The organism is Kitasatospora sp. NPDC002227 (assembly GCF_040296285.1).
GTDB lineage: Bacteria > Actinomycetota > Actinomycetes > Streptomycetales > Streptomycetaceae > Kitasatospora.
Map to the genome: position 1 here is coordinate 139,110 of NZ_JBEOWY010000013.1, position 14,311 is coordinate 153,420.

The window sequence follows — 14,311 nt, forward strand, 5'->3', positions numbered from 1 at the left end:
GCAGACGAGGGGTGCCGCCATGTCCAGCAGCACGGAGACCACCACAGCGCGCAGCGACCGGCCGACCGATCGAAGCCGCCCCTCGCTCATACCTACGGCCCCGAACCGCGGAGCCGTCTGGCTCGACCGATCCACCAGGCATCAGGACAGCCTGCTCTCCGTCTGGGGCAGCCACCCTCATGGCCTCGCCCAGGCATCCGTCCACGACGCCACGTGGGACGCCATCCAGACCGACCCCAACCTCGGGCTGCGGGCGCTGGCGGACCTGAGCGCCGTCATCACCCCGGGCCCCGTGCTCCACCTCGACCTGAGCGTCGTCTTCCTCATCCCCACCCTCACCGCGCCCTGGCACGCGCTGCTGGCCGGAACCTCCCGCAGCGCCGCCGGCGCCTGGAACTGGGGAGCCCGCCTCACCGCCCACCTCGGCGCCGCCGCCGACACGCTGCTCCTCCCGCAGCCGGGCCTGCTGCGCCGACGCAAGCCCCACTGGCTGGTGGAACCGGACGGCACCGGCAACGTCACCTACGCCGGCGAGCTGGCTTCCGCCCTCCACACCGCCTACGAAGCCGTCCTCGCCCCCGAAGCGCTCCGACTGCTCCACCCCGAGCAGCCCGCCGAGCGGCCGGAGCGCCCCCTGACCAACTTCGCTGCCTTCCTCGGACGACGGCAGCAGCAACCCGCGGAGGCATCGTGACCACGCCGATCACCACCGACCCGCACCCCACCAGCAGCGGGTGGGCCTACCGCCCCGCGGAGTTCACCGACCAGACGGTGCCGCTCCTGCGCACCGACATCGGCACCCGCTGCGGGCGCTCCCTGCGCAGCAGGTACGGGCTCGTGGACGAGAAGACCCTCAATCAGGTCCTGGGGGACTTCGGGGTCATCGCCTCCGAGCTGCTCACCAACGCGCTCCGGCACGCGGCGGCCAAGGGATTCGGACCGGTCGAGGTGATCGTCGCCCTGGAGCCGGACGACCTGCTGCTGGTCGTCCACGACGGCAGCGGGCAGGGGCCGCTCCTCGACACCACCGACCCCGGCCAGCACGCGGGCGGACTGGGGCTCCACCTGGTCATGTCGCTGACCGACGACCGCTGGGGCTGGAAGGCCACGGCCCGCGGCAAGTTCGTCTGGGCCCGGTTCTCCCTCGACACTCTCGTGGCCGACGGCGAGCAGCACCGCGGCGATGCCGCCCCGGACCCGGCCGCCCGGGCGACTTCCCTGACGCCAGCACACGACGGTGCGCTCTGGCTGTCCCGGGCCCTCCCGGAGGGGGAGCGCGACCGGCCCTTCACACAGTGGGGCAGCGGCGCTCCGGCCGGTATCCCGCTCGGCTGGACCTTCCGGGCCGTCGTCGTGGCCGCCGGGCACGCCCAGCGCGCGATCGGCCACCTGACCCTCGCCGGGCTGCCGCTCGGACCGGCCCTCCTCCACAACCCCGTCGACGCACCGCCGACCGTGACGTTCCTGGTCCCCACCGCCAGCCCGGACACCGCCCCCGTCGACATGGCCTTCGTGCCGGACGGCTCCCACCTGCTCTGCCCCCGACCCGGAACGGTCGGCGGCGAACACCGCTGGATCGTCGCCCCCGACGGCAGCGGAGAACTCACCGACCTCCAGGTACTGCACCAGGCGCTCGCCGCGACCAGCGGCCCGCCCTGCCACCTGCCGCACCCGACCCGCCCCACGACCGGCCTCGCCCTCGACAGCGAGGCCGCCGCGTCCTGACCACCCAAGGAGGAGATCACGTGAGAGTTCCACACCGACCGGATCGGATACCCGCACTCCGGCACCCCGCCCGACCCCCGGCGCAACCGCAGCGCCCTTCGCCCGCCGTCCGCCCCCTGGACGACGGCATCGAACAGCTCGACAGAACGCGCTTCCGCCTCCCCGACGGAACCGTCCTCGCCCAGCCGACAAAGAAGATGAGCAACAACCTGAACCGCGGCGACTGGGTGCTGGTCCACGGCTGGCCGTACCGGATCTCCGAGCTCCGGGGGCGCCCCGACGGCGGCAAGCACGTCCACCTGCTCCGCGCCGCCCGGCCCGTGAGCCTGAGCCGCAACGACAGCCTGCCGGTCCTCTCGGTTCTCGGGCGCCCCGACTCCGCGCCCGGGCAGCACCGACCCCCTGCCGAACCGTGATCCCCGTGCTCCCGCACGCCGGCCTGACGTCCGATCGGCGACCCACCGAACCGAGGATCTTGAACGATGACTCCGCCCGTCGTTGAACCGGCACAGCTGCAGCCCGTGCGGCCCGCAGCACTTCCGCTTCGCGGCGGGGGAACCCAGCCGCTAGTAGCGGTCTACGCCCGCGCCCTGCGCTCGTCCGCGCCGCAGAGCGCGTTCACCCGGTGCCGCAGGGAGGCGGACACCCGGGGGTGGACCGTCTCCACCCTTCTCGGCCGCCGACCTGGTGGAGCGGACCGGCACGTTCCTCGTCGTCCTGGACGGCGGCCCCGGCGGGCGCAGCGCCTTCGGCTCCCCACCCGCTGCTCAGGTGTAGTCAGGCCGAAGCGCCGGTGGCCCCGTTCGGACCACCGGCGCGACCGCCACCCCCCTTGGGCTGGCCCGTTCTCGCTTCACCGCCGGAACGGCCCCTTCCTGCACGTTCGGCCGGGGCGCACAAGCCCTCCGCGGTCGGTTCACCAATCCGAGCAAGACTCCAACGTCGCCCCGCGATGGGCGGGATCCTGGTCACCATGACCACCAACCCCGTCCGCACAGCCCCCCTGACGCATGAGCCCCCGTTCGGTCTCGCCGTCACCCGCGGCTACATCGAGCCCGCCGGGTGGCTGCTGAAGCTGGTCCTCCAACCCCGCACCCCGGCAGCACAACTCGACGACCTCTCCGGCCTCGGCTGGCCGACCTGGGGGCACGATGTACTGCTCCGAGATCCCCGGTGGGTCATCTCCATCGACGGCGCCACGCGCCGACTGATGCAGATTGTCCGACTCAACGATGCGCAGGACGCCGTGCAGAACCATCTGTTCGACCTCGGTGCCGGCATCCCCCTCGACGATCGTCTGTGGTCGGCCGTCGAAGGCGAGCGACCGGTCATCCTCTGCGGGCCGTTCCGCGGCGAGACGACCACCGAAGCCATGGACGCCGCGAAGGACGCCGGCACCCTGCGGGGCATCGCTGCCCGCTCCCTGATTCGCTGACCTCCGGCCACCAACCCGCCATGAGAACCCGCAGCCCTTCGTAGACTCCCGACCATGGCCAGCCCCAGGCAGATCCCACCCCCGCCGCGACTCACGCCCCGCTGGCGGGACCTGCCCTGCCTAGCCGCCGTCTGTGCCCACGCCTACGCCCCGCCCCGCTTTCCGCGCGGGCCGATCCGCAATGCCCTCGCGCCCGTGTGGCTGATCCACCTCGGCGTCCAGCACACCGCAGGCAGCGTGCTCGCCGTCGGGCCGTCCACCCTGGCCGTCCTTCGCCCCCGCCCCCTCGGCCTGCGTATCCGCGGCGCTCTCGTCGGAGTGCTTGGCGTGCTGGTGATCCTGCCCGCCGTGATCGTGCCGACCGCCATCGCCGCCACCGTCGTCGGCAGCGCCCTCGCCGGTCCCACCGGCGCGGGCGCCGTCGCGTACACCGTCCTCGGCGCCGAGATGGCCGCCCTCGTCTGGCAGCTCGCGCACCTCCTCAAGCGGGCCGGACACGGTGTCGAACTCCGCCGCGAACTCGCGATCCTGCGCCGCACCGGCCCGTGGGGAGAAATCGGTGGCCTCGCCGGCGGCCGGGACGGGCAGGCCACCCGCTACCTGGTCCGCCAGACCCTCGCATGGGCCGACGAACAGGGCCTCGGCCTCGCCGCCGTCGCCGCCAACGAACGGCTCACCCGCGCCTACGCCCTCGGCGGGTTCCACCCCGCCCGCCCCGGCTCGCCGGTCCTGCTGCGCCCGGCCGCCTTCCCCGCCGCCGACCTGGCGGATCCCCTCACGTCAGGGCGGCCCGTGAGCTGAGCCCGGCAAGCATCCGGGGCCACAGCACCTTGCCCGCCGACGGCGGGACAACCACGTTGCGGCCCCGGGCCAGCCCGCGCCAGCGACCGCGTTGTTCGGTCAGGCGGTGCGGGCGACGGCAGGGACGGCCGCCAAGGCGCGGGCCAGAACCTGCTGCCAGGCGTCGTTGTCATCGGCCGGCGCAGTGGTGGCCCACCGCGTACGCAGTTCATGGAAGACCTCTTGGAGGGCGGTTACGTCGCGGTACGCCTCCGGCGGGCAGGGCTGCGGCCGGCCGTCGGTGTCCACACCGGAGAGCACGACCGGCCCGTAGAGCCAGTAGTGCGCGGCGAGGTCCCGGCCCAGCCAGGCGCTCGCCAACGCGGTCGCCATCACGTTGCGCTCGGCTGCGCCGCTGTCCCGGGTCCACATCCGGACGCGGCGGTGGTAGTTCCCTTCGTTGACGGGACCTCCGAGCAGGGAGCGGATCTTGGCGAGGTAGCCGTCCGGGTCCAGCGGGACCTCCTCGCTCACGGTCATGGACGGGGAGATGACCAGTACGGTCACGGTGTTCAGCCTTCCGGTTGTGTTGTGACGGGAGTCGGGTTGGTTCACAGGTCCATCCAGCTGCGGGGACCGCTCTCCGGGTTGACGAGCGGGGTCCACACGGATGCAGAGGCGCCCAGCTTCTCGATGTCCTCCAGCAGCGCTGCCCCGGCCTTGACGGACTGCAGCATCCGGGCGACGAGCGGGTTGTCCGCGGCCACCATCTGCAGGTCGCGCTCTCGCTGGCGCAGCGCCACCGTCCCCGACCCGGTCAGGACGAACAGCAGCCGGGGGAATCGCAGGTAGTGGTGCTGCCAGGCCGGCAGCGCGTCCAGCGCGTGGGAGGTGCCGCGGTGGTGGCTGGGCACTGGGGTCAGTGAGTGGAAGCGGGCGTACGCCATCAGCTTGCTGGCCAGGCGCTCGGAGACCATCGTCGCCCGGTCGACCTCGACGAACGCCCGGTGCAGGGTCCGGCCGGGGCCGCTGGTCGCGTACTGCATCAGCGCGTCGGCCGTGAGGCTCTCGGCGCTCCGCTCGGCGATGCGGTGGTTGATCTCGGGCAGCCAGTCCAGCGGTCCGTACTCGTCACCGCGGGCGCGGGCGTCTTCGAGAAAGGCGACATGGGCGCGCAGGACGTCCAAGGTGTGGCCGGTACGCATCCGTGCCGCGAAGGGGTCGGTGGGCGCCGGCGGGCAGGTGCGGCCCTGGACTTCGGGGAGCAGCTCGGTGGTCGACCGGCCCTGATCGGTGAGGTACCAGACCAGGTTCCGACCCGGGCCCGGCATGTCGACGCGGCCCACCAGAGCGCGGGCGTGAAGGTCGGACAGGCGCCGGCGGACCCACTGGACGCTGACGGTCGGGGAGATCAGCAGGTGCAGCTGGCGGGTGGTGGCCATGCGGTGCTGGAACAGCGCGCACAGCGCGAGCCGGGAGAAGTCGGCGGTGGTGGCGGGGACAGCGGTCATGGGGACTCCACGGAGGCGAGGCTGAGTGATCACCCCAGGTAACCCCGCTGTTCTAACCGGATTTCTGTCCACCGCAGGCCAGGATCGGTAACGCTTCGGCCACGTCGGCTGGTTAGAACGGCAGAACGCGGTCGGGCGGCGCCGAGAACCGGCTGGTCCAGTGCGACAGGAGAGGCGGACTGGCAGCTGCCTGGTGCGGTGCCGGCGCCGAGCTCGACGACGGCTACTTCTTCTCCGTCGGGCTCGGCGCCGGCAGGCCGAGGTTGGCCCGGGCCTCGTGCAGGATCCGCAGCGCCTGGCGGTCGGTGACGTTCTGCGTCGTCGCGATCGCCTTGACCATCTCGGCCTGGGGGAGGTTGGGCAGGGCCCGCAGCAGGCCCTCCGCCGCGGCCAGGCGGGCGATCGCCGTCGGCCGGATCCGCGGCCCGGTTGTGTCCTTGGAGCCCTTCTTCCGGCCGGCGTTCGGGCTCTCGCCGCGGCCCATCCTGGTCTTGTCCCAGTCGAGGAGGGTCTTGCGGTACCAGAACCGCGAGCCGTTGATCTCCAGGTCGGGGGCCGGCGCACTCGTTTCGCGAGCGTCGTCAGCCCGTGAGACGTAGGTGTTCCAGGCGCGCTGCGTGATCTTGGAGCCCGCTTCGTGCAGTGCCTCCCACGCTTCGACGACGTCGAGGAGGTCCTCGTCCTGGTACTCCGCCGGCTTCGGGTGCTGCGGGTCGGCGACCGGGAGGACCGGGATGTCCTGCTGGTCGAAGGGGAGCTCGCGCTGGGCGGCCAGGGCGAGCAGCTGCTCCTCGTCCCAGAGCCGGACGATGCGCTGGGCGCCGGCGCGGTGGAACGCCTTGATGGTCGCCGGGAAGAGCTTCTCCCAGAGCCGCTGGTTCTGGAAGTAGTTGAAGCTCTTGCCGAAAATCTCCGCGGCGCGTTCCACGGTGGCGGGCGTGCGGCCGGCGGGGATCATCGCGTTCTCCTTCTCATACAGGTCGTGGTAGTTGGAAGCTCTTCGCCCTCTCGGACATCAAGAACTGTAGCAGGCGTAACTCATATGGCCTAGGCGGTCACCGGCGGTGATCTTCGGCCGGGGGCCGGCCCGCAGGCGCTGCCTTCGCTGCGGCAGGCCCGTGAGCTGGGGGGACTAGCTGTTCGGTCGCCCGCCGCCGCGGCGGCGAACCTCGAGAAATTCGTACCCCTCCGAGGAGTCGCGCACCGCCAGGCCGGCGTGGACGAGGGCGTCGGCCATGCCGGCCCGCGCGTCCATCTGGTGTTCGGCGGCCCGGCAGGCGAGCAGCACCATGGCGAAGGACCCGCCCTCGAGCGGGCCGTGCCCCTCGGTGCTGTAGTCGCCGGCGTCCGCCCACTCGTCGATCGGGCAGCGCTGTCCGCCGGTAGTGGCCGGTGTCCAGCCGCGTGCCGCCAGGGCGCGGTCGACGTCGGCCTCGGTGAGGCCGGCTGCCGTGTTCGTGCTCATCTCGTCCTTCTTCCTGCTTGTCGCCCGGGCCCGCCGCCGGTGCGGCGGCGGCGGGGCCTGGTTAGAACGGGGAAGGGCTGTGACCTGCGATGGAAAGTTCCACTGCAGGTCGGCCCGGGGTGTCGTCGGGGAACTAACCGGCCTTCGTCGGGCCTGGTTAGTTCCCCGGATCCCGCCGCGCCCGGGGTGGGCGGAGCGGTGCCGCCTGGTCAGATCGGGACCGCGGCCTCGAAGGTGCCGGTCCCCTCCAGCTCGCCCCTGACCGCCAGGCCGGCGACCCGCAGCGAGCGGGCAAGGGCGCTGGGTTCGGCGTCGTCCCAGTGGGGTGCCGGAACGATCACCACCTCCGTCTCGGCCGCGGCCGTGGCCACCCGGAACCCGGAGCGAAGCGGCAGCTCCCCGAGGAACAGCGCGGGGCGGTGCCCGGCGTCGACCAGGACCTCGACCGCTCGGCGAACCGTCGCGCTGCCCGCGGCGTCCGGCAGGTGGCCGACCAGGACCCGGGCCTCGCTGTCCAGCGGGTCCAGGACGACGATCCGGTCGTGGGCCGTCAGTGCCGCGTAGCCGTGCCGCAGCAGGACCTCCTGCACCCGCTCCTGTTCGGATGTCGCGATGGCGGCGCCGTCGGGGGAGCGGAGCGCGAGCGGTCCGGCCGCCGCAGGCCGTCCCGCAGGCAGCAGAGCGACGTCCAGGCGGCCGTAGCCGGTGTACTGCAGGACCTCGCCTATGGCCAGGACGCTCGGTGTCCGGACCGCGACCTCCACGTCGGTGGGCAGGCGCCGGTAGCGGCTTCCTTCATCCGGATCTCGGGTACTCATTGTTGCTCTCCTCGTTGCTGCAGCGGGATGTTCGGGTCGAGCCGCCACACCTGCCAAGTGGGCGACATGGAAAACAATAGCATGATCAATCATTGGCTCGGGTGGTGATTACCGCCCCTCCCTGAAGGAACTCGCCGGCCCGTGCACGGTGAAGTCCACCTCGGCCGGAGCGAACTCCACCACCAGCAGACTCCCCGGTGCCGGCCGGCGTGCTTCGGACGCAGCGGACAGCCACCCCGCCGCCGTCGCGGCCTCGAAGCCATCGTCCCCGTCCTCCAGGCCCAGCAGCAGGATGCGGCTGCTCCCGTCGACGCCGACGACCAGCGCGCCCTCGGGCAGCCAGCACCGCCCGCCCTCGTCCTCCCCGGCCCGGAACTCCGCCCGCGCCGGGGCCGGCCAGCCCCGCGCCGCGCACACCGCGCGCAGGTCCCCTCCGAGTCCCGCGACCGCCCGCCTCTCCAGCTCCTGCGCCACCTGGTCGCCCAGATCGCGCAGCTTCGCCCAGGGCGCGGAGGCCAGAGAGCCGGCAGCGGTGTCGGGTCCGGCGGTCCGATTCGGTCGGCGCCCGAGGCGGCGCCACCAGGACGGGCTGGGCGACCGCCGGCTGCTGCGCTCGATCCTGGCCTCCCCGGGCAGGGCGACCGTCAGGTGCGCGAGCCGGCCGTGCCGGTCGAGGAGGGCCGGGTCGGCGTCCTCGGCGACGATCCCGACGAAGACCTCGCCGGCGGCGCCGACGTGGAGTCCCACGCTGACACCCGCCGTGGTGAGGACGTCGACGCCGTCCGCGCAGTCGGGGTCGGCGCGGCTGAAGACGGCGGCGGGGCGCAGGCACAGCTCGGGTGCGGTGCTGATCATGACGGTCTCTCTCTCGGGGTCGGGGTTCGAAGGGCAGGGCCGGTCGGTCCGGCCCATGTGCATGGGGTGCGGCAGCGGGGCCGGGTGCGGATGGAGGAGGTCGAGCCGGGAGTTCGCCTTCTTGGGAATCCGGGCCAGGGCGGGGGCGGATCGGGCTCCGCCCCCGCCCGGCGTCGTCAGAACAGGGCGCCCTGCGCCTGGTCGACCGGCGCAGCGGAGCGGTTGCCTCGGCGGCCACCGGCGGCTGGGGTGCCGGCGGACTGGTCCGAGGGGCGCGCCGGCGCGGGCGGGTCGTCGGCCTCGGGGGCGGCGGGGTCACTCTTGGGGCAGGGGCAGCGGCACCACCACACGCACGGCGAGCCGTCCGGCCGGACGATGAGCTTGGCGACGGCCCGGCCGCGGGTGTTCTCGACCCAGTCGGTGTTGTCGTCGACGTCCGGGGCGCCCCGCTGCCGGTGGACGCACAGATCGCACCGGTTGTTCAAGCAGTTCCAGCAACTGCCCTTCTGGCAGTGGGTCCACCGGTAGAAGCCGAAGGGGTACTTCGCCTCGATGGCCCGGTAGCGCCGGGGCCAGACGTGCTCGCGCACCCAGGCGCCCTCGGCCTCGCTCATCGGCGACGGGCTGGGCACCGGGTCCACGATGCCCATGATCAGGGCCGCGACCAGGTTGGACAGGCGGGTGCTCCGTACGGCCTCCTCCTCGTCGGAGGTGAGGGTGCGCTGCGGGCGGCCCGCGGCGGGGTGGGCGGGGTGCTGCACGTTCATGATCGGGTTCTCCGGGGGTAGAGGCGTTCGGTCCGTGGATCCCTGGGGGACCGGCGTCCGCCAAGGGCTGGGAGCCGCGGCACGGTGGCGCCGTCCCCGCCGGCCGGGGCGCGCCAGTCGCGCGCCCCGGGGGCTGCGGGTGAAGGGTCAGCCGAGCAGGGGCAAGAGCATCAGGGCCAGGTCGAGGTCGACCTCGACCGTGAGGACGGCGAGGGCCTGCTCGTCGGGCGGACCGTCGGTCACCTGGACGCCGACGGTTACCCGGCCCTGGCCGGGCCCGTACAGCACGTCGCACGGGCCGGTGCTGGAGCTGGCCGGGTCGTGCCACAGCACGGGGTGGCGGTCCATCAGCCACGTCGCCGCGAACAGGGCGGCGGCCGTCAGCCCGCCGGGCTCCGCAGGCGGAAGTGCGGCACCCAGCAGCGCGCTCAGCGCGGTCAGCGACAGGCGGGTGGCCTCGATCTGCACCTGCTCCGGCCCGTCGATCCGGACCCGGACCGTGCGCCCGGAAATCCTGAAGGCGAGGAGGTGCCAGCGGTCGACACGGGAGTGGGACGCCCCGACCGCGCCCGGCGGGATGTGCCGGGTGAGGGTGCCGAGGGCCTGCAGCTCCTGCTGCTCGCGCATCCCGCTGTTCAGGGGAGCGGGGCGCAGCGGGCCGAGCTGGTCGCGGGCGACGGCCAGGGCGAGCGTGCGGGCGTCGGCCCACCGGTGCTCCACCACGGTGGCCGCAACCAACGGGCCTTCGTGCTCGCGCTGCGCCCGCACGGAGACTCCGTGCGCGGTGTCCGTGAACGCCACGGTGCGTACCCCGTCGGTGATGCGCACGGTGTCGGTCCAGGAGGGGAGGGATTCGGTGGTGGTGCAGAACCGGCGGGGAGCGGCGGTGTGCCAGGGGCCGTTGCGGTCCGGCAGGTGGGCGGCGGCCTGCTCGGCCAGGGCGTGCAGTTCGCCGGCGGGGAGTGCGGTGGACATGAGCGTCCCTTCGGGATCGGCCGCCGGGGCCTCCGGCGGCCGGGTTCGGGTTGATGCCACCCGATGCCAATCGAGCGACATGAAAAATAATAGCAGTCTCAGGCACTATTGGGAAGCAGGGGAAGACGCCTCGGCCATCAGGTCCAGCCCGATCGACTCCACGTCCAGCGACACCGCCGACCGCGCCCCGCCCGCGTACCGGTGGTAGCGCCTGCGGCCCCGGATCACCACCCGCGAGCCCCGGTGCAGCGCCGCGCCGATCCGCAGGGCGGCCGGACCCTTCACGCTGCACACCAGCAGCTCCGGGAGCGCCGGAGCCTCCCGTACGGCCTCCGGGTGGTCGACGTGCAGCTGGAACCGTGCCACCGGCGCTCCGTGCTCATCCTGGCGCAGGTCCACGTCCAGCCCCAGTACCCCGGTGAGCAGTTCCATCGGGGACTCCCCCGGAAAGCCGTCCTCAACCTCAACAGCCCCTTCGGCCCGGTGCCGCATCGCCTTGCGGGCCTTCGCCGCGCCGCTTCCCTGGGTGTCCCGCCGCGCCTGCTCGAGCGCCTCCTTGCAGCGGGCCGCGACCGAGTCGGCCAGGTCGACAGCCCGATGCAGACCCTCCTGGGCGTCGGCCGCGACGCCCTCCCGGCGGCCGACGGCCATCAGCCGCCCGTACTCCCCCTCCAGGGCGGCGCAGGCCGCCTTCAGGACGTCCCGGGTGCGCCAGTAGTGGTTGACGTGGTTGAACGCGCAGCAGCCGGCCTCGCCCTCCGTAACCCGCACCGACGCGACAGGCCAGCCGGTTTCGTCCCGGGGCTCGATCCTCACGTCCAGGTCGCAGGTCACCCGCCGGTCGTGCAGGCCGCGCCCGGAGTGCCGGTACACCGTGGTCGGGAGCGGGCCCGTCTCGCAGAGGAAGGCGTACAGGCTCGCCGCCGTCGCCTCCTCGGCCCCCGCCCGCAGCTGTGCCAGGTAGAGCGCGAGGGTGCCGAGCAGCCACGGAGCGGTTCCGTACGGGGCTGCGGGCAGGCACAGTGCCAGGTGCTGCTCCACGCCCTGCCGCCCCGTGAGGGTGGCTCGGACGGTGGCCAGTGACGGGCTGAATCGGCTCAACCGCACGGAGGCGGCGGGCGGTCGGGTGGTGGTCTCGGGCATGGCGGCCTCCGGGAAGGTGCGGGGTGCGGGTTGACGCACCTCCGGGGCCAGCCGGGGTGCGAGGTCTCCGTGAGGGCTGCACCCTTGGGGACGTGAACAATAATAGCACGTCTAGTCACTATTTGGTGGCGGTGATCGAGTCATCTCCGAGGCCGGGCCGCGGGGTGAGCAGCTCCTGGGCCCGGTGCTGTCGGTGGTTGCGGCCGTGGCCGCGTGCGATGGCCGGGTCCTCGCTGCCCGGGGTAGTGCTTCTTCCACCCGGCGAGCACCACCAGGTCCTCGTGCTGGCGGTCCGGCGGGCGCTGCGGGCCGGGCGGCTCCAGGGTGACGGTGTGCGTCGCGGTGCCCGCAGGCGTGGCGAGGACCCGGGTGATGGTGAGGGTGCCCCGGCGGTCGCCGCCGGCCGTGACCGTGGCGTCGTCGAACAGCAGGGCGGTGGCGATCAGAGCGTCCGCCTCCGGGGCCGACAGGTGCATGGTCCGGCGGGTTCCGTCGAAGTCGGTGACGACGGCGGTGGAGGCGGAGGCAGGCACGGGTTCCTCCTGGGTGGTGGTGAGGTGGGCGGGGGCCCGGCGGCTCACCGGGGGCGGGTTGGGCCCGTGTGCCGGGGGGCGACTCCGGCGGTGGCTGGCCGGTGTCCGGCCGCGCTCCTTCTGCGGGAGTGGTGGGGCAGGGGGTGAAGGAAGGGTTCCGCTGACCGCTCGGCCGGCCTGGCCGGCGCCCGCCGGCCGCGGCGCGGTCCGGGGGCGGGTGCCCGGCCCGGGCGGTGGCGCCCGGGCCGAGCGGTCAGCGCAGCCCTTCCATCTGGGCTACGGGATGCGGGTGCCGGGGCAGGCGAGCGGCTTGCAGGCCGCGTCCGGCTTCACCCCGGCTCGCTTCGCTGCGAACCACCGGCGCACCCGGAGTTCGGCGGCGGCCTCGTCCGGGGCGGTGACCTCGAAGGAGGCGAGACCGGCCGAGTAGAGCTGGAAGTACAGCTCCTCTCGGTGCTTCTTCTCGCTGGCGGCAAGGGCGGGGTAGATGGCCAGCGTGGCCATGGTGTCGCCACGGTCGACGACGGCCACCGTCCAGGCGTCGTCGGCGGCGGCCCGGTAGCCGTCGCGGACGGCGGCCTCCAGTGCCTTGAGGAAGCCCTTGGTGTTCCGGTCGGTGGTCTCGGTCCAGTCCAGGTAGCCGTGGCCGACGGCGTACATGCCGTCGGCGTCGGCGTCGACCCGTTCGACGGCGCTGCCGTCGGAGCGCGCCACCGTGAGCGCATCGGCCTCCCAGAGGAAGCGCAGGCCGTGACGGCGCAGACTTGTGCCCAGCTGCTCGACGGTCTCCCGGCTGAAGCGCAGCCGCAGGGCGCGGTCGGGGCCGCGCTCGCCCGCCACTTCGGCGGGGAAGGCCCGCCGGGTGCTCAGGCCGCAGGACACGGAGGTGCGGAACCACTCGGGTTGGGTCATGATCTTTCGTTCTCTCTGCTCGGAGACGGGTTGAGCCGGACGCGGGTGCCACCCCGATCCGACATCATCAATTATAGCATAGAGAATCACTATCGCCGTGCTCTGCCGGGCCGAGCAGCGCAAAAGGCGGGTACCGGCTTGCACCCGACTGCGTCAGGGGTGCGTGATAGACAGGGCCGTGACCAACAGCCAGAACGGCCCCGAACAGACGCTGGAACTGGGGCGCCAGCAGCTGCGACAAGGCGACCGCGAAGCAGCCGAAGCGTTGTTCCGAAGCGCCGCGCGTGCCGGTGGCCCCGAGGTGGCATGGCAGGTGGCCGACCTCTGGGCAAGCGTGGCCGATGGCCGGGCCGCGGAGTGGCAACGGCTCGCGATTGCGGGCACGGCGCACGGAAACGGCGTGGAGGTCGATCCCGACGCCCTGCCCATCCACACCGTGGACTTCGACGTCGACCTCTGCGCCGCCGTCGACCAGCGATGGGAAGTCGCGGTCCGCACCGACGAGCGGCACCGCGCCCTCTCGGCTCTAACAGCCGCCAAACCGCGCCTGGGGCGGGTGACCGACGCCGGCCGCGAATACAGCGAGGAGGAGTACGCGGCGGCACTCGACTCGGTGGACTTCTACTCGCCCAACTACGTGACCGTGATCGACGACCCCGACACTGAACCGCGGGTCCAACTCGACTGCAAGGACGGCGTCATGCCCGCCATGGCACGCGAGGTCCTCCGCATCCTGGTTGAGGAGATGATCGCCGCCGGGGCGACCGGTGTCCTGCTCACGCCGGCCACCGGAAGGGTCTGACCAACGGAGTCAGGATGCTCCCGCGCCTTCGACCGCTGCCACGGGGTGGGCCGGGCGCAGCGTCCGTGGCCAGGGCTCCTCCCGGAGCGGGCGACCCTTCTCGCTCAGCAGCAGGCACTCCACGCGCAGCGGGAAGTCCTCGTCCGCGAGCTCCGGCAGGTCCTCGGGCAAGTCGTCGAAGTCGAACCCGAACGACGCGAGCAGCACCAGCAGATCCGTCAGAACCTCCTCCTGCACGGGGTCGGCCGGCGCCCACAGGGCCGCCAGGTCGGCCGGCACCGTCGGCAGACGGCTTTCGTCGAACCGGTGCAGAACCCGGCCCTCCGGGCCCAGCACGCTGTGCGGCCGGGGCGCCTCGTCCACGTCGTGGTTCCGCTCCACCACCAGGTAGGCCGCTCCCGGGAACTGCGCTGCCAGCGTGGCGGCCACCGTCCGTGCCGCGCCGGCCGCCGCAGCGCAGAACTGCCTGCACAAGGTCTCGAACCGCTCCACGGGCACCCGGGCCCTCTCGCGCTGAACCAGATCCGTCATGATCCTCACCCTTCGGTCGCGTAGCCCTGTCCGGCAGGCGGTCGCGCGCCGACTGCCGC

18 protein-coding genes are annotated in these 14,311 nt (G+C 73.0%); 6 read left to right on the plus strand and 12 right to left on the minus strand.

Annotation, left to right across the window (positions count from 1 at the left end; genetic code table 11):
• Nucleotides 1–19 precede the first annotated feature (19 nt).
• The 5 genes from ABT095_RS14900 to ABT095_RS14920 all read left to right on the plus strand — a co-directional run bounded on the left by ABT095_RS14900 (nt 20) and on the right by ABT095_RS14920 (nt 3,961).
• Entirely contained in the window at nt 20–694 is a 675-nt protein-coding gene (locus ABT095_RS14900; RefSeq protein ID WP_350529794.1) for a hypothetical protein, read from the plus strand.
• Complete coding sequence (locus ABT095_RS14905; protein ID WP_350529795.1) at nt 691–1,725, plus strand: ATP-binding protein; 1,035 nt, start codon at nt 691–693, stop codon at nt 1,723–1,725. Before ABT095_RS14900 ends, ABT095_RS14905 begins: the two co-directional genes overlap by 4 nt.
• A 197-nt stretch (nt 1,726–1,922) precedes the next feature.
• The gene (locus tag ABT095_RS14910; RefSeq protein ID WP_350529796.1) at nt 1,923–2,141 is read left to right on the plus strand and encodes a hypothetical protein; all 219 of its coding nucleotides are present in this window, start codon (nt 1,923–1,925) and stop codon (nt 2,139–2,141) included.
• A gap of 557 nt (nt 2,142–2,698) precedes the next feature.
• Nucleotides 2,699–3,160, plus strand: a complete 462-nt coding sequence (locus ABT095_RS14915) for a hypothetical protein (RefSeq protein ID WP_350529797.1) — start codon at nt 2,699–2,701, stop codon at nt 3,158–3,160.
• 54 nt (nt 3,161–3,214) lie between these two features.
• A complete protein-coding gene (locus ABT095_RS14920; RefSeq protein ID WP_350529798.1) occupies nt 3,215–3,961 on the plus strand; it encodes a hypothetical protein in 747 nt (248 codons plus the stop codon).
• A gap of 99 nt (nt 3,962–4,060) precedes the next feature.
• On the opposite strand, the gene ABT095_RS14925 is transcribed toward ABT095_RS14920, so the two are convergent.
• The 11 genes from ABT095_RS14925 to ABT095_RS14975 all read right to left on the minus strand — a co-directional run bounded on the left by ABT095_RS14925 (nt 4,061) and on the right by ABT095_RS14975 (nt 12,919).
• Nucleotides 4,061–4,507 (minus strand): hypothetical protein, encoded by a 447-nt coding sequence (locus tag ABT095_RS14925; protein ID WP_350529799.1) that lies wholly within the window; start codon nt 4,505–4,507, stop codon nt 4,061–4,063.
• Nucleotides 4,508–4,551: 44 nt separating this feature from the next.
• Complete coding sequence (locus ABT095_RS14930) at nt 4,552–5,451, minus strand: replication-relaxation family protein (RefSeq protein ID WP_350529800.1); 900 nt, start codon at nt 5,449–5,451, stop codon at nt 4,552–4,554.
• A gap of 223 nt (nt 5,452–5,674) precedes the next feature.
• Nucleotides 5,675–6,409, minus strand: coding sequence for a hypothetical protein (locus tag ABT095_RS14935; RefSeq protein WP_350529801.1), 735 nt, complete (start codon nt 6,407–6,409; stop codon nt 5,675–5,677).
• 174 nt (nt 6,410–6,583) lie between these two features.
• A complete protein-coding gene (locus tag ABT095_RS14940) occupies nt 6,584–6,916 on the minus strand; it encodes a hypothetical protein (RefSeq protein ID WP_350529802.1) in 333 nt (110 codons plus the stop codon).
• Between the two features lie 209 nt (nt 6,917–7,125).
• The gene (locus tag ABT095_RS14945; protein WP_350529803.1) at nt 7,126–7,734 is read right to left on the minus strand and encodes a hypothetical protein; all 609 of its coding nucleotides are present in this window, start codon (nt 7,732–7,734) and stop codon (nt 7,126–7,128) included.
• A gap of 108 nt (nt 7,735–7,842) precedes the next feature.
• Nucleotides 7,843–8,589 carry a hypothetical protein gene (locus ABT095_RS14950; protein ID WP_350529804.1) on the minus strand — a complete coding sequence of 249 codons (747 nt, stop codon included), beginning with the start codon at nt 8,587–8,589 and terminating at the stop codon, nt 7,843–7,845.
• A 176-nt stretch (nt 8,590–8,765) separates the two neighbouring features.
• Nucleotides 8,766–9,356, minus strand: coding sequence for a DUF6248 family natural product biosynthesis protein (locus tag ABT095_RS14955; protein ID WP_350529805.1), 591 nt, complete (start codon nt 9,354–9,356; stop codon nt 8,766–8,768).
• A 147-nt stretch (nt 9,357–9,503) separates the two neighbouring features.
• Nucleotides 9,504–10,331: a hypothetical protein gene (locus tag ABT095_RS14960; protein WP_350529806.1), complete on the minus strand. Its 828-nt coding sequence runs from the start codon at nt 10,329–10,331 to the stop codon at nt 9,504–9,506.
• Between the two features lie 105 nt (nt 10,332–10,436).
• A complete protein-coding gene (locus ABT095_RS14965; protein ID WP_350529807.1) occupies nt 10,437–11,474 on the minus strand; it encodes a single-stranded DNA-binding protein in 1,038 nt (345 codons plus the stop codon).
• Between the two features lie 140 nt (nt 11,475–11,614).
• Nucleotides 11,615–12,007, minus strand: a complete 393-nt coding sequence (locus ABT095_RS14970) for a hypothetical protein (RefSeq protein ID WP_350529808.1) — start codon at nt 12,005–12,007, stop codon at nt 11,615–11,617.
• Between the two features lie 276 nt (nt 12,008–12,283).
• On the minus strand, nt 12,284–12,919 hold the full coding sequence (locus ABT095_RS14975) for a hypothetical protein (protein WP_350529809.1): 636 nt from the start codon (nt 12,917–12,919) through the stop codon (nt 12,284–12,286).
• A 178-nt stretch (nt 12,920–13,097) separates the two neighbouring features.
• Between ABT095_RS14975 and ABT095_RS14980 the strand changes: the two genes are divergently transcribed.
• Complete coding sequence (locus tag ABT095_RS14980) at nt 13,098–13,721, plus strand: hypothetical protein (protein WP_350529810.1); 624 nt, start codon at nt 13,098–13,100, stop codon at nt 13,719–13,721.
• Nucleotides 13,722–13,730: 9 nt separating this feature from the next.
• On the opposite strand, the gene ABT095_RS14985 is transcribed toward ABT095_RS14980, so the two are convergent.
• The gene (locus ABT095_RS14985) at nt 13,731–14,252 is read right to left on the minus strand and encodes a hypothetical protein (protein ID WP_350529811.1); all 522 of its coding nucleotides are present in this window, start codon (nt 14,250–14,252) and stop codon (nt 13,731–13,733) included.
• Nucleotides 14,253–14,311: the final 59 nt, after the last annotated feature.